This window comes from Gordonia spumicola (assembly GCF_009932475.1).
Taxonomy (GTDB): Bacteria; Actinomycetota; Actinomycetes; order Mycobacteriales; family Mycobacteriaceae; genus Gordonia; species Gordonia spumicola.
In genome coordinates, this window is sequence record NZ_BJOV01000003.1 from 1,023,480 (window position 1) to 1,041,308 (window position 17,829).

14 protein-coding genes are annotated in these 17,829 nt (G+C 68.8%); all 14 read right to left on the reverse strand.

Annotation, left to right across the window (positions count from 1 at the left end; genetic code table 11):
* Positions 1 to 3: 3 nt before the first annotated feature.
* The 14 genes from GYB83_RS10875 to GYB83_RS10940 all read right to left on the reverse strand — a co-directional run bounded on the left by GYB83_RS10875 (position 4) and on the right by GYB83_RS10940 (position 17,661).
* Complete coding sequence (locus tag GYB83_RS10875) at positions 4 to 966, reverse strand: PDR/VanB family oxidoreductase (RefSeq protein WP_228461388.1); 963 nt, start codon at positions 964 to 966, stop codon at positions 4 to 6.
* Between the two features lie 124 nt (positions 967 to 1,090).
* A complete protein-coding gene (locus tag GYB83_RS10880; RefSeq protein WP_161895494.1) occupies positions 1,091 to 2,731 on the reverse strand; it encodes a thiamine pyrophosphate-binding protein in 1,641 nt (546 codons plus the stop codon).
* 58 nt (positions 2,732 to 2,789) lie between these two features.
* The gene (locus GYB83_RS10885; protein ID WP_161895495.1) at positions 2,790 to 3,575 is read right to left on the reverse strand and encodes an SDR family oxidoreductase; all 786 of its coding nucleotides are present in this window, start codon (positions 3,573 to 3,575) and stop codon (positions 2,790 to 2,792) included.
* 13 nt (positions 3,576 to 3,588) lie between these two features.
* Positions 3,589 to 4,341, reverse strand: a complete 753-nt coding sequence (locus GYB83_RS10890) for a 3-oxoacyl-ACP reductase family protein (protein ID WP_228461390.1) — start codon at positions 4,339 to 4,341, stop codon at positions 3,589 to 3,591.
* A gap of 5 nt (positions 4,342 to 4,346) precedes the next feature.
* Positions 4,347 to 4,847, reverse strand: coding sequence for a cupin domain-containing protein (locus GYB83_RS10895; protein ID WP_161895496.1), 501 nt, complete (start codon positions 4,845 to 4,847; stop codon positions 4,347 to 4,349).
* 41 nt (positions 4,848 to 4,888) lie between these two features.
* Positions 4,889 to 5,671: an alpha/beta fold hydrolase gene (locus GYB83_RS10900; protein ID WP_161895497.1), complete on the reverse strand. Its 783-nt coding sequence runs from the start codon at positions 5,669 to 5,671 to the stop codon at positions 4,889 to 4,891.
* A gap of 11 nt (positions 5,672 to 5,682) precedes the next feature.
* Entirely contained in the window at positions 5,683 to 6,621 is a 939-nt protein-coding gene (locus GYB83_RS10905; RefSeq protein ID WP_161895498.1) for a VOC family protein, read from the reverse strand.
* Positions 6,622 to 6,717: 96 nt separating this feature from the next.
* Positions 6,718 to 8,214 (reverse strand): aldehyde dehydrogenase, encoded by a 1,497-nt coding sequence (locus GYB83_RS10910; protein ID WP_161895499.1) that lies wholly within the window; start codon positions 8,212 to 8,214, stop codon positions 6,718 to 6,720.
* Positions 8,211 to 9,584: an MFS transporter gene (locus GYB83_RS10915; RefSeq protein WP_161895500.1), complete on the reverse strand. Its 1,374-nt coding sequence runs from the start codon at positions 9,582 to 9,584 to the stop codon at positions 8,211 to 8,213. Before GYB83_RS10915 ends, GYB83_RS10910 begins: the two co-directional genes overlap by 4 nt.
* A gap of 118 nt (positions 9,585 to 9,702) precedes the next feature.
* Positions 9,703 to 10,842: an FAD-dependent monooxygenase gene (locus GYB83_RS10920; protein ID WP_161895501.1), complete on the reverse strand. Its 1,140-nt coding sequence runs from the start codon at positions 10,840 to 10,842 to the stop codon at positions 9,703 to 9,705.
* A gap of 120 nt (positions 10,843 to 10,962) precedes the next feature.
* The gene (locus tag GYB83_RS10925) at positions 10,963 to 11,760 is read right to left on the reverse strand and encodes an SDR family NAD(P)-dependent oxidoreductase (protein WP_161895502.1); all 798 of its coding nucleotides are present in this window, start codon (positions 11,758 to 11,760) and stop codon (positions 10,963 to 10,965) included.
* Between the two features lie 91 nt (positions 11,761 to 11,851).
* Positions 11,852 to 12,682: an SDR family NAD(P)-dependent oxidoreductase gene (locus GYB83_RS10930; protein ID WP_161895503.1), complete on the reverse strand. Its 831-nt coding sequence runs from the start codon at positions 12,680 to 12,682 to the stop codon at positions 11,852 to 11,854.
* Positions 12,675 to 16,076: a pyruvate carboxylase gene (locus GYB83_RS10935; RefSeq protein ID WP_161895504.1), complete on the reverse strand. Its 3,402-nt coding sequence runs from the start codon at positions 16,074 to 16,076 to the stop codon at positions 12,675 to 12,677. Before GYB83_RS10935 ends, GYB83_RS10930 begins: the two co-directional genes overlap by 8 nt.
* A 130-nt stretch (positions 16,077 to 16,206) precedes the next feature.
* Positions 16,207 to 17,661, reverse strand: a complete 1,455-nt coding sequence (locus GYB83_RS10940) for a hypothetical protein (protein ID WP_161895505.1) — start codon at positions 17,659 to 17,661, stop codon at positions 16,207 to 16,209.
* Positions 17,662 to 17,829 lie beyond the last annotated feature (168 nt).

Sequence of the window (17,829 nt, forward strand, 5' to 3'; positions counted from 1 at the left end):
CTCCTAGAGATCGAGTACCAATTCTTCGGACTGTGCGCGCGAGACGCAGATCATCATGGTTGCGCCGCTCTCCTGCTCGGAGGTCGACAAGACGAAGTCGCGGTGGTCGGGTACACCGCGCAGGACGCGGGTCTCACAACTTCCGCACATGCCTTCACGGCACGAGTTGGGGACGTCGACGCCCGCCCCTTCGAGTGCGTCGAGGATGGCGACGTCGGGACCCACTTCGACGGTGACGTCGGACGCGTCGCACCGGACGGTGAAGCCGGTGTCGGCGCCCGGCTCATCCTCTTCGGCGCGCGCCTTGGGCTTGAATCGCTCGAGTCGGATCGCCTCCGCGTCCCACGCCTGGCCGCGCTGTTCGACGGCCGACAGGAGCCCTTCCGGACCACAGGTGTAGACGAGGGTGTCGACTCGCGGCTCGCCGATCAGCGCGTCCAGATCGAGGACGCCTTCCCGATCCTCACTGACTATCGAGACATTCTCGCCGTAGGCCTGCAACTCTCCGACGAACGCCATCGTCTCGCGGCTCCGACCTCCGTAGTGGAGTTCCCACTCGGCTCCGGAGCGGTGGGCTTGCGCGATCATCGGGAGCATCGGGGTGATGCCGATACCGCCCGCGACGAACACGTACTTGGGCGCGGCGAGCAGTTCGAAGTTGTTCCGGGGCGCACTGACCGACACGAGGTGGCCGGGACGCAGGTCGTCGTGCACGTAGCGAGATCCGCCGCGGGTGGCCGGGTCGCGGAGCACGCCGATCCGGTACCTCGTCTTGTCGGACGGGTCACCGCACAGCGAGTACTGGCGGACCAGGCCCTTCCCCAGGTGGATGTCGATGTGGGCGCCGGGAGTCCACTCGGGCAGCGAGCCGCCCGCGACGTCCTCCAGGTGCACCGACATGACTCCGTCGGCCTCCCACCGCATCGAGCGGACGAGGAGTTCCATCGTTCCGGTGTCCAGGTTCATTGCTCGACCTTTCCGAGCCGGCCCACAGTCGGGCATTTAACTGAGTAGTTAATAGTTTAGCATTTAACTATGATGGGTGTCACAGCTTTTGCCGGACGAGTTCTCGGCGAAAGCTGTAGGCCAGTCAGCGAGGAACGGAGACGGGCGGCGTGAACGGAGTCGGCATCGGCCCGAACTCGGCGAGATCCACTTCGACGAGAACCGGGCCCCGTAGTGCGACGGCCTCGGGAAGCACCGACTCCGCGTCGTCCGCGGACCCGATTCGCCGATAGTCGAGGCCGAGGGCGCCGGACAGCGCGGAGAAGTCGGGAGTGGCGAGGTCGACGGCGTACGTCGGACCGGTCGCGGCCTGCATGTTCCGCAGCACGCCGTACCCGCCGTCGTTGAAGACCAGCATCACCAGCCACGGCTTCTCCTGTGCGACGGTCAGCAGTTCGCCGAGATGCACGGCGAGTCCGCCGTCGCCAGCGATGGCCAGCGTCGGGCGGGTCTCGTCGGCGAGCGCCGACCCGATCGCCATGCCGAGCCCTTGGCCGATGCCGCCGCCACGCGGAAAGACGTTGGCGCGGGGATCGCTCATCGACAACAGGCGATTGCCCCAGGAGCTCGACGCGATGGTGACGTCGCGGGCGACCACCGAGTCGGCGGGGAACGCCGCCCGGACGGCGTCGCACAACCGCGCGTGATCGCCGAGCCCCGCACGTTGACGGGTGCGGGCGTCGACACGGGCGCGCTTGCCACGCTCGGTCCACTCCGCGTCGACCTGTCCGTCGACGTCCGTCGAGGCCAGGACCGCGTCGAGGACGGACCGGACGTCGCCGACGATGCCGGCCGTCACCGGGAACACCCGGCCCGGGGCCGCCGCGTCGAGGTCCACCTGGACGTGGTGCGCCGGCACCGGAATCGAGTAGTCGCCGGTCTCGTTGCTGCGGAAATGGGTGCCCAACGACACCAGCAGATCGGCCTCGGCGAGCAGTTCGCGTCCGGCAGGCGTCGCACCGTAGTTGCCGACGCACAGCTCGTGCTCTTCGTCGACCGCGCCGCGTCCGGAGTTGCTCGTCAGCAGCGGGACGCCCCACCGCTCGACGAGTTCGGTGAGCTGGGCACCCGCGTCGCGGACGCCGCCGCCCGCCCAGATCACCGGGCGCTCGGCGGCGTCGATCGCCGCGAGGAGCGGCGCGATCTGCTCCGCAGAGATCCCGGCCGGGGGCTCCGCGGAGATCGGCGGCCCCGGGATCACATCGTGCTCGGCGTACTGCAGGTCGATCGGCCATTCGACGGACACCGGTCCGCCGGGTGCGGCCAGTGCGCGTCGGACGCCGTCGCGCAGGATCTTTCCCGCGTCGCCGGGATCGGTGACGGTCACGGCGTAGGACGACACCGCCGTCAGCATGCCGAGCTGGTCCTTGGTCTCGTGGATGAATCCCCGGCCGGAGCCGAGGTAGTCGGACTGCACTTGACCGGTGACATGCAGCACCGACGTGCCCGCGCTCAACGACTCGATCAGGGAGCCCGCCGCGTTGCCCGCACCGGTTCCCGTGCTGGTCAGGGCGCAACCGAGCCCTCCCGTCGCGCGGGCATACCCGTCCGCGGCATTGACCGCTCCGGCCTCGTGGCGCACGGGCACGAACCGCAGCTGCGCGGCGACGGCCTCGACGAGCGGCAGGTTGTGCACGCTGACGATGCCGAAGACGGTGTCGACGCCTGCCTCGCGCAGCACCTGCACGAGCAGGTCTCCGCCGTTCTTGCTGTTCTTGTCGGTCATGGGGTTCTCCCGGGAGAGTCGACGATCGCGAGACGATCGAGAGGGCTGGAGGGATGGGTCAGACGTACCGTGCGACGCCGCCGCACACGTCGAGGCAGGAGCCGGTCACATAGGACGATCGCGGCGAGAGCAGGGTCAGGATCATCGCGGCGACCTCGTCGGCGTGCCCGAAGCGACCGAGGGCGACGCCCCGATCATCGGCGATCCGGGCCTCCCACTCGGCGAACGACTGCGGGTCGCCGGACTGGTCGTAGCGTCTGCGCCACTGCCCGGTGTCGATCAAGCCGAGCGCGACGGAGTTCACCCGCACCGTGGGCGCGAGTTCCTGGGACAGCGACTTGCTGAGATTGAGCAGGCCCGCACGCGCCGCACTCGTCGCGACCAGCCTCGACTCGGGCTGGCGGGCGAGGACGGCGTTGACGTTGACGATGGCGGCAGCGTCCGAGCACCGCAGGTGCGGCAGGGCCGCGTCGACGGTGTTGAGCACGCTGGAGAACTTGAGGTCGAGTTCGTCGCGCCAGTCGTCGAGTGTGGTCTCGGCGCGCGGCGCCATTCTGGATCCGCCCGCATTGTTGACCACACCGTCCAGCCGCCCGAACCTCTCGACGCCCGCGGTCACGACGGCGTCGACGTCGGCACGACTGCGGACGTCCGCCGCGACCGTCACGACCCGGTCCTGCGCGTCCGGCGACGCCTCGGCGAGTGCGGTCGCGAGCTTGTCGCCGTCGCGGGCACAGGTGATCACGTTCGCCCCTTCGTCGAGGAGGAGACGGGCGGTCGCCAGGCCGACTCCTGAGCTGCCCCCGGTGACCATGTACGCGCGGTCGCGCAGCAGGAGATCCATGTCTGAAGTCCTTCTAGTGGAAGACGAACCCGCCGTCGACGACGAGTTCCTGTCCGGTGATGTACGACGCCTCGTCGCCGAGCAGGAATGTGACTGCTCCGACGAGGTCGGCGGGGCGCTGCGGCCGGGTCAGTGCCCGGTTGCGCCGATACAGGTCGTGTCGGTGCTCGGGGACGTGTGCCGCCGACTCCGACTCGGTCAGCCCCGGCGACACCGTGTTGACGGTGATGCCGTGGGGTCCGAGGTCGCGGGCCATCGCGCGGGTCAGTGCCGCCACGCCGCCCTTGGACGAGATGTAGTGGCACAGGTTCTGCGAGCCGTAGAGCGCCGCGTCCGACCCGATGTTGACGATCCGTCCACCACCCGCGGCGATGAGGTGCGGCGCCACCGCCCGGCTGACCAGGAACGTGCCCCGCAGGTTCACGTCGAGCACGCGGTCCCACTCCTCGACGGCGAGCTCGTGGACGGCCTTGCCGCCGACACCGTCGGCGAGGGCCGCGTTGTTGACGAGCCCGTGAATCGGTCCGTCGGCGGTGACCGCCTCGACCATCGCGTCGACCGAGTCGACCGAGCGGACGTCGAGCGGGCGGAACCTCGCCCGCACGCCCGCGTCGGCCAACGTCTCGACCGCGGCGGCGCCCCAGTCCTCCCGGATGTCGGCGACCCACACCTGCGCACCGGCGAGACCCGCGTGCTCGGCGATCGCCAGTCCGAGGCCGCGCCCGGAACCGGTGACGAGCACGGTCTTCCCGCGCAGGTCCGTCACCGCGATCAGTCCCGGGTGACGCCGTGCATGACCGACGTCTCGGGGTAGGTCGGGACCTGCGGCTTCTGGGCGCCGATGATCACGCAGAACAGCGCGGGTTCGTCGGTGACGTTCTTCAGGCTGCGCGGCACGCCCGCGGGCACGACGATCATGTCGCGGTATCCGAGGGTGCGCTTCTCCTCCTTGCCGTCGCGGTGCACGCCGACCTCGATCTGTCCCTCGATGACGAAGAACGCCTCTTCCGCGTCGTGGTGAGTGTGCTCGGGGCCTTCGGCGCCCGCCGGGAGCAGCATGTTCGAGAACGTGAACCCGCGCGACGGGATGATCCGCTTGTCGTCGCCGTGGTCGCCGGTCGCACCCGATCCGACGTACCGGATCTGGGCGCGCTTGAACTGGTCGCCCGCCTTGGCCTGGAAGCCGAGCGCGTCCCAGTCCTCCTTGCGGCTCTCGCAGGTGAGGATGAGCGAGTCGGTGAATTCGGCGAGGTCGGAAGTCTGGTAGTCCATTGCTTTCTCCTTCTAGTGATGGGTTGTGGAACTGATGGGCGTCACTGGGCGCGGAGGCGCTCGGTGATCTGGATGAACGATTCGGCCCAGGCGTTGAACGCCTCGGGTCGGTCGCGGTTGGCGAGATGACCCGCCCCGCGGAGGGTCACGTACACGGCACCGGGGACGCCGCCCGCGAGCACCTGGGACGCGGCGTGGCCGGTCACCTCGTCGCAGTCGCCCGCGACGACGAGCGTCGGCACGTTCACCTCCGGCAGCCGGTCGGTGTGATCGGTGGCCGCCATCGCCTCGGCGGCACTGCGGTATCCGGCCGGCCGGATGGCTGCCGCCATCTCCTCGGCGACCGCGGCGACGGTGGCGTCGTCGGTGTCGGGCGCGAGCAGCCGACGCGCGCGATCCGCCGTGAACGCGGCCAGATCCGTTTCGACGTCGGCGGCCCGCGCCAGCATCGAGCGGGCCGACTCCGGCGTCGCCCCGGAGCCGACTGTCGAACTGCCGAGGATCAGGCTTCGCACCAGGTCGGGGCGCCGGAGGGCGAGACGAGTGGCGATCACTCCGCCCCACGACATGCCGAGGACGTGAGCGCCCTGCTCACCGCAGCGCTCCTCGATGAGCGATGCCACGCGGTCCGCGTAGTCGTCCATGGTGAGCGGGGCCTCGACGTCGGCCGATCGGCCGTAGCCGGGTGCGTCCCACGCGAGGAGTCGATGGTTCTCGGCGAGCTCGGCGACCTGGGGGTCGAACGATCGCGAACTTCCCCCGATGCCGTGCAGGAGAACGACGGCGGGGCCGGAGCCCTCGTCGAGAACGTGCAGGTCGGTCATGGTTCCTCCGGTCATCGGTCGGCGCTCACGCGCAGGTCGGCCCGGTGCGCGAACGGGCCGTCGTCGGGCACGCCCGCCATGTGGGAACGCACCTCGGCGGACGGCGGGCCAGCGGTCCCCCACGTGTCGGACAGTTCCGGAACGCGTCGCCACACACGGCAGAGCCAGCGGTCCTCCTCCACCTGAGCGATTCCGGACGTGTACTCGCAGACCAGACCCGCCGGGTCGGCGAAGTAGGAGAACGTGTTGTCGCCCGGTCCGTGCCGTCCGGGTCCCCACATCGGAACGACACCGTGGTGCCGCAGCCGACCGATGCCCCGCATGAAGTGGTCGACCGACGGCATCTCGTAGGCGACGTGATTGATCGCCGTCCACTCCGCCTGGTTGAACGCGATGCTGTGGTGGTCGGAGTTGCAGCGCAGGAACGCCATCTGATGCTCGGACCAGTCGGACACCCGCATCCCGAGGACGTCGGTGTAGAACGCGACGGCCGCGTCGATGTCGACGGTGTTCAGAACGACGTGGGTGACGCCGACCGGTACCGCGTCGGACCGGTGCATCGTGGTGACCGCGTAGGCGTCGGCGAGGAGTTGGATCACCCGGCCCTCCGGGTCGACGAAGCTGACGCCGTATCCGGCTGCGATCTCGCCCGTGGGTCCGGGACCCGCGACGATCGGGACTCCGCGGGCCCCGAGCCGGCGGGCGGCCTCATCGACCTCGGCGGGCGTCCGGACGGCGAACGTGATCCGGCCGAGGCCGTTCTGCTCGGCCGACGTCAGCTGGAGCACGTGATGCTCGTCGCCGGTGCCGCGGAGCCACGCGCCCTCGCTGCCGCGTTCCACGACGGACAGGCCCCAGACGTTCTCGTAGAAGTCCGCCGACTCCGATGCCGCGGATGTCCGCAGCTCGACGGATCGAAGCCTGGACAGGGTCGCTACCGGCTGATTCATCGTGACCTCCTCAAGTATCTTTACGATTAGTAGTTCAGCGCTCAAGTATTACGGTGTGAAGTGTTTCACGAATATTTTCGACAGTGACGGGCGGCGCTATGCGTCGCCGAGGCCCGCCCACGGGTTCGGTTCCGGATCGAGCCCCAGGTAGACGCTCTTCACCCGGGAGTACGCCGCGATGCCCTCCCGACCCTTCTCGGTGCCGAGTCCGCTCTCCTTGATGCCGCCGAACGGCGTGGAGATGGAGAACGCCTTGTACGTGTTGATCCAGACGTTGCCTGCCTCCAGTCGGTCGGCCAGCCGCAGTGCCCGTCGGTAGTCTCTCGTCCAGATGCCCGCGGCGAGGCCGTACACGCTGTCGTTCGCCTTCCGGACCAGGTCGTCCTCGTCGGAGAATCCGAACGCGACCAGCACCGGACCGAAGATCTCCTCGCGCGACACCTTCGCGTCGGCATCGAGCCCGTCGACGACGGTCGGCAGGTAGTACGCACCGTCCGCGAGCGCGGGATCATCGGGGGCGCGACCGCCGCATCTGATCCGGCCGCCGTCGACACGTGCGGAGTCGACGTACGCCGCGACGCTGTCGCGATGCCTGCGATGGACCAGCGGCCCCACTCGTGTCGCCGGGTCGAAACCGTCGCCCACCGGCAGCGCCTCCGTGCACGCGACGAGCTTGTCCATGAACGTCTCGTAGAGGGAGTCGTGCACGAACAGCCGGGAGCCCGCGACACAGCTCTGACCGGACGACGAGAAGATCCCGTACATCACACCCGCGACCGCCTGGTCGACGTCCGCGTCGTCGAGGACCACGGTCGGCGACTTCCCGCCGAGCTCCAACGAGACCGGCATGAGCTTCTCGGCCGCCTGATGGGCCAGTCCCCTGCCGGTGGACGTCCCGCCGGTGAAGCTCACTTTGCCGACTCCGGGATGCCTGACGATCGCGTCTCCGACGACGGACCCCCGCCCCGGCAGCACGGACACCAGACCGGCGGGGATCCCCGCCTCCTCGATCAGTCGAGCGAGGGCCAGCGACACCAGCGGCGTCCACTCGGCCGGTTTGAGCACCACGGCGTTGCCCGCAGCGAGGGCGGGCGCGAGCTTCTGCGCGTCCGACGCGATCGGCGAGTTCCAGGGCGCGATCGCTCCGACGACGCCGACGGGCTCGTGTTGCACCCACGTCCGGTAGTCGCCGCGCGGCGCCGTCATCGACTCGTCGTACGTCTCGAGGACGGACGCGAAGTACCGGAACGTCCCCGCCGCACTCGCGGCCAGTGCACGCGTCTCCGCGATCGACTTGCCGGTGTTGAACGTCTGAAGCGTGGCGAGCCGGTCCGCATCGCGTTCGACGAGGTCGCCGAGGCGCCGCAGGAATGCCGCGCGGCGGTGCGGAGCCATCCGTCGCCAGTCGGGATCGGCCGCTGCCGCGGCACCCGCGGCGACCGCGGCGTCGACATCGTCGGCGGTGGACTGCGAGATGGTCTGCAACACACGCCCCGTCGCCGGGTCGACGATCTCCGACGCGGGTCCGGACACCTGGACCCACTTGCCTCCGACGAACGCCTCGTCGGGGATCGGGGTGAAGTCGGGCCTCATTTGGAGATCTCCTCGAGGGTGAGTTCCTTGGTCTCGACGGCGAACAGGGCGACGACGATCGCACCGATCCCCGCGACGACCGCGAACGCGCCGAACACCCAGCTCAGCGACCCGCCGTGGTCGAGGATCCAGCCGACGAGCAGCGGTCCGACGACGATGCCGAGCCGACCTGCGGCTCCGCCGAACGCCGCACCCATGGCACGCATGCGGGTCGGGTAGAGCTCGGCGGTGTAGACGTACAGCGCCATGTTGACGGCGAACACGAGCAGCGCCGCGGAGGCGGACCAGGCCAGGACGGCCGTCTCGGTGTTGGTTCCGAAGCCGGCGAGCAGTCCCAGCGTCAAAGCGCACAGGGCCATCGCGGTGGCGATGCACAGGCGTCGGCCGAGTCCGTCGATCAGGAAGGCGATCAGGAGGCAGCCGATCAGACCGGCGACGGTGGTGAAGACGCTGTAGTGGAGCGCGGTCTCGGTGCTGACCCCGAAGTGCTTGCGGTACAGGGTCGGCAGCCAGGAGGCGATACCGTAGTTGACGAAGTACGCGCAGAGCCAGATCGAGGCGAGCATCAGCGTGCGGCGCAGGTAGATGCCTTCGAAGAGCTCGCGGAAGCGAGCCTTGCGGACCACCGCCGGGTCGTCGACCGTCGGTCGAGGCTCCGTCAGTTCGATCCCGCGCGAGCGCACATCGGCTTCGATGATGGATACGGACGCTTCGGCCTCATCGAACCGGCCACGCGCGGCGAGCCACCGCGGCGACTCGGGAAGTCGGTGGAGGAGCGGGACGAGCAGAACGGGCAGCGCGCCGAGTGCAAAGAGGATCTGGTAGCCGTAGTTCGGCACGATCCACGCCGAGACCACCGCCGACACCACGAGGCCGACCGGGAAGATCGTCTCGTACAGCAGGACGAATCGCCCGCGACCGTGCGCCTTGGCGATCTCGCCGATGTAGGCCGCGGCTACCGGCACCTCGGCCCCGAGGCCGAGACCTTGGATGAATCGCAGGATCATGAAGACGACGAGCGAATGGGTGAACGCCATGCCGAGGCTGGCGACCGCGTAGACGACGAGCGAGATCTCGATGACGCGCAGTCGGCCGACCCGGTCGGCCAGCCAGCCGCCGCCGAGCGCACCGAACAACATGCCGAGTCCGCCGACCGCGATGACCCAGGCGATCATCGTCGACGTGAGGTTCCAGGCCGTCGGGAGATCGGGCAGCGAGTAGGCGATCATGAGCTGGTCGAAGCCGTCGAAGAAGGTGACGGCTCCGACGATGACACGCGCTTTGACGTGCCATCGACTCATCGGCAGACGCTCCATGCGCGCGTTGATCGCATCTGCCGCGCGGCCGGCGTCGAGGGTGGAAGTCTCCATGTGAGTGCTCCTAGGCTGTTGGGACTCTGAGGGAGGAAGGAAGGCTAGTGCCTTAGGTCTCAATTATTTATAGCTCAAGTGTTGAGTGGATCACAAGGATTCGCAGAAAGAGCTCCGCTCACACCTCTGATGCGTCGAGTGACGTCGACCAGGCGTCGTAGCCGTACACCCAGTCGCCCCCACCCGCGGTGCGAAGCCAGTTGTTGTCGCGGGACGATGCTTGAATCCTCGAGGCACGCGGCTTCCGCGTCGCCTCGTACCGAGAGAACGCCGTCGACGGATCGTCGAATTCGGCGAGACATCGGGCCAACACCACGGCGTCCTCGCACGCCTGTCCCGCGCCCTGAGCCATGAACGGCGTCATCGGGTGGCACGCGTCACCGAGGAGCACCGCACGATCCCCACTCCAGGCAGGCAACGGAGGTCGGACGTAGAGCGCCGACTTGAGCACACCGTCACATCGGTCGAGAAGCGTCCGCGCCTCGGGATGGAAGTCCACGTAAAGGGACCGGAGTTCGTCGATGCTTCCGGGCGTGGTCCACGACTCCTCCGTCCACGCGGTCTGGCCGACCGTCGCGAAGACGAACACCTCGTCGAGGCCGAGCGGAAAGGTCACGATCTGCGTGGCGGGGTCCGGTCCCCACCACTTGGTGAAGCAGTCGGCGTTGGGCACGCCGGCGACCGCATCGCTCGGGATCACCGCGCGGAACGCGACGATGCCGGTGAACTCGGGTTCATCGGGCCCGAACAGCGCATGGCGCACACGCGAGTGAATGCCGTCCGCACCGATGACGACGTCGGCGCGAGAATCGGAGCCGTCGGCGAACCGGAGCCGGACGCCTTCCGCGCCGTCCTCGATCGAGTCGAGTCGTCTGCCGAGTTCGATGACGCCGGCGGGGAGCTCCCGCTCGAGGGCCGACATGAGGTCTCCGCGATGGACCGTGAGCTGCGGCGCACCGTATCGCTCTCGGGCGTCGTCGCCGAGCGCGACCCTCGAGGTCTCCTCGCCGGTGTCCCACATTCGGCTCAGCCGGAACTGCGGGTGGCCGCCGTGAGCGCGCAGCCAGTCCCCGACCCCGCCGCCGAGACCGTCGAGGGCCTTGACCGCATTGGGCGTGAGATTGACGTCCGCACCGACGCGTGAGAAGCCGGACGACTGTTCGTACACGGTCACGTCGACACCCGACCGGAGGAGCGCGGCCGCGGCGGTCAGACCGCCCACGCCTCCGCCGACGACAGCTGCCTGCAGTTTTTTCATGTGATGGACTCCCAAGCGCTCGATCCGATTTAGCTTGATGCTTAACTATCTAGCAATAAGCTATAATCTGGATCACACTCAAGGTCAAGCAATGCGAGTCGTCATTCCTCCGGATCGGGATCAGAAGTGCGTTCCCCCGTCGACGCGGACCTCGGTGCCCGTGATGAACGCACCGTCGGAACTGGCGAGCATGGCGACGACACCCGCGACCGTCTCGGGGCCCGCGAAGCCCTGGCCGAGTGCGGGCAGCAGCTTGGCGAACAGGCCGAAGTCGGCGTCCTCCGGGAGTCCCGGTCCCCGGCTCTGTCCGCTCTCTCCGCTGCCGTCGGTCATGCCCGACGAGATGGAGCTCGGCTGCACGGCGGTGAACCGGATCCCCTGCTTGGCGTATTCGGCGGCGAGCGCGTGCGTCATCGACTGGATGCCGCCCTTCGACGCCGCGTACGCGGCCATGTACGGATGCGCGAACATCGCCGACGTGGAGCTGAAGTTGACGACGGCCGCGTCGTCGGACTCGATGAGCGCGGGCAACGACTCGCGGATCATCAGGAACGTGCCGACCAGGTTCACCCGGATCACGAGCTCGAAATCGGCGAGCGACGTCGTCTCGGTGCGCGACGACCGCAGGATCCCCGCCGCGTTGACCAGCACGTCGATGCCGCCGAGCGCCTTCCGCGCGGCCGCGACGCCCGCCGTCACCGACGCCTCGTCGGCGACGTCGACGACGACTGTCGTCAGTCGGTCGTGGCCGCCCGACTTCCCGACGGTGTCGGCGAGGCCTGCCTCGCTGACGTCCGCGGCGACGACGGTGCCGCCCTCGGCGAGTATCCGCAGGACAGTCGCCTGGCCGATGCCGGATCCGGCCCCGGTGATCAGGGCGCGGCGGCCTTCGTAGCGGGCGGGGACGACTGCAGACATGGGCGGGCTCCTTCTCCGACGGCGGAGTCCCCATCGTGTCATCCGAACGGGCCGGCCACCGGCGGATGTCCCATCCGGCGGGACATCCGGCTCAGTCCAGTCCGACGAGCGTCGCCGACTCCTCCCACAGGCCGTCGATCAGCCGTTGATCGCGCGCCTGCCTCGACTGCGGACCGTCGGCTCGATGCCGGTTGAAGTAGACGCCGCCGATCGCCGGATCGGCCCCGCGCCTGGCGAGTTCGATCAACGGCTCGGCGCCCTTCTCCGGGCTGATCGTGCCGAGATGCCGCAGCGGCGTCCGGTACGCGAGCCCCACCCAGAACGAGTCGCGGCCGAAACTCGACGCCACGACTCCGGGATGCACCGCCGCGGCGATCACGCCGTCCGACGCCCACCGTTGGGTGATCCCCTTCGCGAACAGGATGTTCATCAACTTGCTGCTGCCGTACGCGCGCGGCTGGCCGACGGCGCGGCGTCGCCCGTCGAGGTCGGTCAGATCCACGCGCCCCAACAGGTTGCCCATGCTCGACGTGTTCACGACCAGCGCGCCGTCGCCCGCCGTCAGTCGCTCACGCAGCAGATTGGTCAGCAGGAATCCGGCCAGATGATTGATCTGGAAGTTCGGCTCGAACCCGTCGACGGTGCGGTCGACGGGGTCGAACGTGCCGCCCGCGTTGTTGAGCAGGACGTCGATCGACGTGGTGTGTTCCGCGATCCGCGCCGCGAGCGCGCGGACGTCGTCGAGCACCCCGAAGTCGGCGCTGAAGGTGGTCGCGCCGGTGTCGGCTGCGACGGCCGCCAGTTTGGTCTCCGACCGCCCGACGACGATCAGGTCGACGCCGTCGGCGGCGAGGGCACGGGAGGTGACCGCACCGATGCCGTCGCTGCCGCCGGTCACGACGACGGTCCGCCGATCACTCATCGGTCAGCGCCACCAGCAGATCGCCCGCCTCCACCTGCGCCACCTTCGTGATCGCGGCACGACTCACCACGCCCGCACGCGGGGACGTGATCGCGGCCTCCATCTTCATCGCCTCGATGGTGCCGATCTGCCCGCCGGCCTCGACGGTGTCGCCCTCGGCGACCGCCAACGTGACGACGCCCGCGAACGGAGCCGCGACGTGGCCGGGATCGTTCTTGTCCGCCTTCTCGGCCGCCGGGATCTCCGCCGCCACCGACCGGTCGCGCGCGGCGACGGGCCGGAGCTGGCCGTTCAGGATGCACATGACGGTCCGCATGCCGTGCTCGTCCGGCTCCGAGATCGCCTCGAGCCCGATCAGCAGGTTGACTCCCTTGGACAGTTCGACGCGGCTCTCCTGGCCGCTGCGCAGGCCGTAGAAGAACTGGCCCGCCGACAGCCGCGACGTGTCGCCGTACTTCTCGACATGGTCCAGGTACTCCCTGGTGGGGCCGGGGAACAGGAGACGGTTGAGCGTCGCTCGGCGCGTCGCCGAGTCGCCCGCCAGGCCGGCTTCGTCGTCGGCTGTCAGCACGGTCTCCGGCTTCGGCTCGGCGCGGCCGGCCAGCGCCTTGGTCCGGAACGGTTCGGGCCAGCCGCCGACGGGCGTGCCGAGCTCGCCTCGCAGGAATCCGATCACCGAGTCCGGGATGTCGTAGCGGGCCGGGTCGGCGGCGAAGTCGTCGACGTCGACGCCGGTGCCGACGAGCGCGAGGGCGAGGTCGCCGACGACCTTCGACGACGGCGTCACCTTCACCAGGCGTCCGAGGAGACGGTCGGCCGCGGCGTATTTGGCCTCGACCTCCTCGAACCTGTCGGCGAGGCCTAGTGCGGTCGCCTGTGCGCGGAGGTTCGACAGCTGCCCGCCGGGGATCTCGTGCGTGTAGACGCGGCCGGTCGGCGACGGGACGCCCGACTCGAACGGCACGTACACCTTGCGCAGGGCCTCCCAGTACGGCTCCAGATCGCAGACGTTGTCCAGGTTCAGCCCGGTGTCGCGGTCGCTGTGGGCGGCCGCGGCGACGATCGCCGACAGCGACGGCTGGCTGGTGGTCCCCGACATCGGCGCGCTGGCGCCGTCGACGGCGTCGGCCCCGGCCTGCCATGCGGCGAGGTAGGTGGCGAGCTGGCCGCCCGGCGTGTCGTGGGTGTGGACGTGAATCGGCAGATCGAACTCCGACCGCAACGCCGTGACCAGCTTGGTCGCCGCCGTCGGGCGCAGCAGTCCCGCCATGTCCTTGATCGCGAGGACGTGCGCGCCCGCGTCGACGATCTGCTCGGCGAGCCGCAGGTAGTAGTCGAGCGTGTACAGCTTCTCGTCGGGGTTCGCGAGGTCGCCGGTGTAGCTCATCGCGACCTCGGCGAGCGTCGTGCCGGTCTCGCGGACCGCGTCGATCGCCGGACGCATCTGGTCGACGTTGTTGAGGGCGTCGAAGATGCGGAAGATGTCGATGCCGGTCGACGCCGCCTCGGCGACGAACGCCCTGGTCACCGACTCCGGGTACGGGGTGTAGCCCACGGTGTTGCGTCCGCGCAGCAGCATCTGGAGGCAGATGTTGGGGACTGCCTCACGCAGCTGGGCGAGCCGGTCCCACGGGTCCTCCTTGAGGAAGCGGAGCGCGACGTCGTACGTCGCACCGCCCCACGCCTCGATCGACAGCAGTTCCGGCGTCAACCGTGCGACGTGTGGCGCAACCGCGGTCAGGCTCGACGTCCGTACGCGCGTGGCGAGCAACGACTGGTGGGCGTCGCGGAAGGTGGTGTCGGTGACGGCCAGCGCCGACTGCTCGCGGAGTGCTTTCGCGAAGCCGTCGGGACCGAGGTCGAGCAGCCGCTGGCGGGAGCCTGCGGGCGGCGGGACCGACAGGTCGACGGCGGGCAGCTTCTCGGTGGACCGTCCGGTCTTCGGCCGCGGACCGTCGGGCAGGTTGACGGTCACGTCGGCCAGGTACGACAGGATCTTCGACGCGCGGTCGGCCGACGCGTTCAACGTGAGCAGATGCGGACGTTCCTCGATGAACGACGTCGTGACGTGACCGGCGCGGAAATCGGGGTCGTCGAGCAGGCCCTGCAGGAACGGGATGTTGGTGGAGACGCCGCGAATCCGGAACTCGGTGACGGCGCGGCGGGCGTGGGCGACGGCCGATTCGAAGTCGCGGCCGCGGCAGGTGAGCTTCACCAGCATCGAGTCGAAGTAGGCTCCGACCTCGGCACCGAGCGCGGACCCGCCGTCCAGGCGGATGCCGCCGCCGCCGGGGCTGCGGTAGGCGGTGATGCGGCCGGTGTCGGGGCGGAAGCCGTTCGCCGGGTCTTCGGTGGTGATGCGGCACTGCAGCGCCGCGCCGCGGATCACGATCGACTCCTGGCTCAGTCCCAGCTCAGCGAGGGTGGCTCCGGCCGCGACGCGCAGCTGCGACTGCACGAGGTCGACGTCGGTGATCTCCTCGGTGACCGTGTGCTCCACCTGGATGCGCGGGTTCATCTCGATGAACATGTGGTGACCGCGCTCGTCGACGAGGAATTCGACGGTGCCCGCACAGCTGTAGCCGATCTGCCTGGCGAAGGCGACGGCGTCGGCGCAGATCTTCTCGCGCAGTGCCGGGTCGAGGTTGGGGGCGGGCGCGAGTTCGACGACCTTCTGGTGACGTCGCTGCACCGAGCAGTCGCGTTCGAAGAGGTGGATGACGTCGCCTTGGGTGTCGGCGAGGATCTGCACCTCGATGTGGCGGGGATTGATGACGGCCTGTTCGAGGAACACCGTCGCGTCGCCGAACGCCGACTCCGCTTCGCGCGACGCGGCTTCGATCGCTTCGCGGAGAGTCGAGATGTCTTCGACGCGGCGCATCCCGCGTCCGCCGCCGCCCGCGACGGCCTTCACGAAGATCGGGAACGTCATCGATTCGGCGACGCGGAGCAGGTCGTCGACGTCGGTCGACGGCTCCGACGACGGCAGCACGGGCAGTCCGGCGGCTTTGGCCGCGGCGATGGCGCGGGCCTTGTTGCCCGTCAGTTCGAGCACGTCGCGCGGCGGGCCGACGAACGTGATGCCGTTCTCTTCGCATGCGGCGGCCAGGTCCGGGTTCTCCGAGAGGAAGCCGTAGCCGGGGTAGATCGCGTCGGCGCCCGCCTGCTTCGCCGCGTCGATGATCAGATCGATGTCCAGGTAGTTCCGGACGGGGTGACCGGGTTCGCCGATCTGGTACGACTCGTCGGCCTTGGTGCGGTGCCCGGAGTTGCGGTCCTCGTACGGGAACACCGCGACGGTCCCGATGCCGAGTTCGTAGGCGGCACGGAAGGCGCGGATCGCGATCTCGCCGCGGTTGGCGACGAGGACTTTGGCGAAGTTCTTGCTGGTCATCGGATCGGATTTCCTTTGATCATCGTTGTGCGGCGGGGATGTCCCGCATCACACTCAAAGGTAATTGGGGCGACCGATCACCATGTTCCGATTCGCCGACCATGACGATCTGTTTTCGTCATCGAACGCTTCAGGACCGTTCTATCTCCAGACACAGCGACGACATCACGTTCAGCAGGACGTTGAGTCCGTACGTGGTGAGGAAACCGCCGACGTGCGGGAGCAGTTCGATGCCGAGGGCCGACGAGAACAGCGGCGACACCGTCGCGGCGTCGACCGTCGTGAGCACGAAGGTGATGATCTTGGCCGCGATGTCGGCGGCGAGCTTCGCGCCCGCGACGGTCACGTCGGCGAGGGTGATGGTCTGCGCGAGGCCGACGCCCTTTCCGAGGACCTTCGCGACGCCGAGGATCTTCGCCAGTTCGGGACTGTCCGACGACCCGTTCTCGAGCCCGAAGTCGATGATCTTCTCGAATTCGGACGGCCCGGGGTCGGTCCCCTCCGGCACCCGAGTGGAGCCGAGGAACCGTTCGAGCACCGAGGTGACGCTGACGATCCGCTGCTTGGTCTTCTCGTCGGGCGCGTCCTTCTGCAACTGCTTCGACGTGATGGTGACGATGCGGCCGAGCGAGAGGTCGGCGACGGACGGGCAGGTCGACGGTTCGGCGATGGCGACCTGGTCGGCGATGTCCTGGATGATCGCCGGGACCTCGGTGCTGAACTGCAGGTCGGGGTCGGGCTTGCCCGCGCGGTCCATCTCTTCCGGGGTCATCTTCACCAGGCACCGGCCGATGATGGCGTCGCTGATCTTGCCGTACAGCAGCGCCATGCCCTGCGTACCGAGCGACAGCGGCATCGTGATCAGCGTGATACTGGCGAACGGTCCGGACGTGAAGAGGATCGGCGCGATGTCGTTGATCACGGACGTCGGGACCAGGACGGTGAGGTAGAAGTACAGCCACGCCGTCTCGACCGCCTGGCTGACGGTCAGATTGTCGAGGTGGATCGGCTGGTCGAAGCGGCCGTTCTTGACGTTCATCAACTGGGTGACGATCCACTGCGAGATCGGGTCCCGATGCGTGTTCATCGGGGCGCTCTCCGACGCCCCGAGGCCGCGCGGATGCGTCGACACCGCGAGGGAGGAGATCTCCAGCTTGTGCATGTCGGCCAGCACCGAGGCCTTCGTCGACTCGGCCTCGGCGCGCTGCGCGGCGGGCAGATACGGCGTGAACGAGTCGAAGACGGCCCGGACGACGGCCCCGAACGTCGCGTTCTCGGCTCCGGCGCACGTCGAGTCGGCCGGCTTCGGCGTGATCGTCGGCGTCGTCTCGGCCGGCTTGTCCGAATCCGAGTCGGGCTTCTTCTCGTCCGTCGGCGACTCGACGGTGGCCGAGTCCTCGAGAGCGGGGTGTGTGGCAGCGGCCGGGCTCTCCTCCAGGGCGGCCGCTGCCGTCTCCACGGACGCCGTCAGGTCGCGTGCGGGCGTCGGGCTGCTCTGCCCGACGCTCATGATGATGACGGAACTCGCGAGGAGGGCGCCGCCGACGCGGAACGCCCGCGACGACAGAAGACGACTGATTGCCACTGGAACCTGAGAACCCTCTACTCACGACGTCACGCACGGCCTGCGACGTCCAACGGGTTCATTCACTCACGAGTTGCTTGCCCCACAGCAACCGTGGCACAGTGCCGCACCTCACACGGCCCTCTTTGGTCGACGAACGTCAAAATCGTGCCGCCGACGGCCGAGTCG

What these genes read in the sequence shown, in the direction of transcription:
- GYB83_RS10875 (WP_228461388.1), bottom strand. Translation starts at nt 966, where the DNA reads ATGAACCTGGACACCGGAACGATGGAACTCCTCGTCCGCTCGATGCGG.
- GYB83_RS10880 (WP_161895494.1), bottom strand. Translation starts at nt 2,731, where the DNA reads ATGACCGACAAGAACAGCAAGAACGGCGGAGACCTGCTCGTGCAGGTG.
- GYB83_RS10885 (WP_161895495.1), bottom strand. Translation starts at nt 3,575, where the DNA reads ATGGATCTCCTGCTGCGCGACCGCGCGTACATGGTCACCGGGGGCAGC.
- GYB83_RS10895 (WP_161895496.1), bottom strand. Translation starts at nt 4,847, where the DNA reads ATGGACTACCAGACTTCCGACCTCGCCGAATTCACCGACTCGCTCATC.
- GYB83_RS10900 (WP_161895497.1), bottom strand. Translation starts at nt 5,671, where the DNA reads ATGACCGACCTGCACGTTCTCGACGAGGGCTCCGGCCCCGCCGTCGTT.
- GYB83_RS10905 (WP_161895498.1), bottom strand. Translation starts at nt 6,621, where the DNA reads ATGAATCAGCCGGTAGCGACCCTGTCCAGGCTTCGATCCGTCGAGCTG.
- GYB83_RS10910 (WP_161895499.1), bottom strand. Translation starts at nt 8,214, where the DNA reads ATGAGGCCCGACTTCACCCCGATCCCCGACGAGGCGTTCGTCGGAGGC.
- GYB83_RS10915 (WP_161895500.1), bottom strand. Translation starts at nt 9,584, where the DNA reads ATGGAGACTTCCACCCTCGACGCCGGCCGCGCGGCAGATGCGATCAAC.
- GYB83_RS10920 (WP_161895501.1), bottom strand. Translation starts at nt 10,842, where the DNA reads ATGAAAAAACTGCAGGCAGCTGTCGTCGGCGGAGGCGTGGGCGGTCTG.
- GYB83_RS10925 (WP_161895502.1), bottom strand. Translation starts at nt 11,760, where the DNA reads ATGTCTGCAGTCGTCCCCGCCCGCTACGAAGGCCGCCGCGCCCTGATC.
- GYB83_RS10930 (WP_161895503.1), bottom strand. Translation starts at nt 12,682, where the DNA reads ATGAGTGATCGGCGGACCGTCGTCGTGACCGGCGGCAGCGACGGCATC.
- GYB83_RS10935 (WP_161895504.1), bottom strand. Translation starts at nt 16,076, where the DNA reads ATGACCAGCAAGAACTTCGCCAAAGTCCTCGTCGCCAACCGCGGCGAG.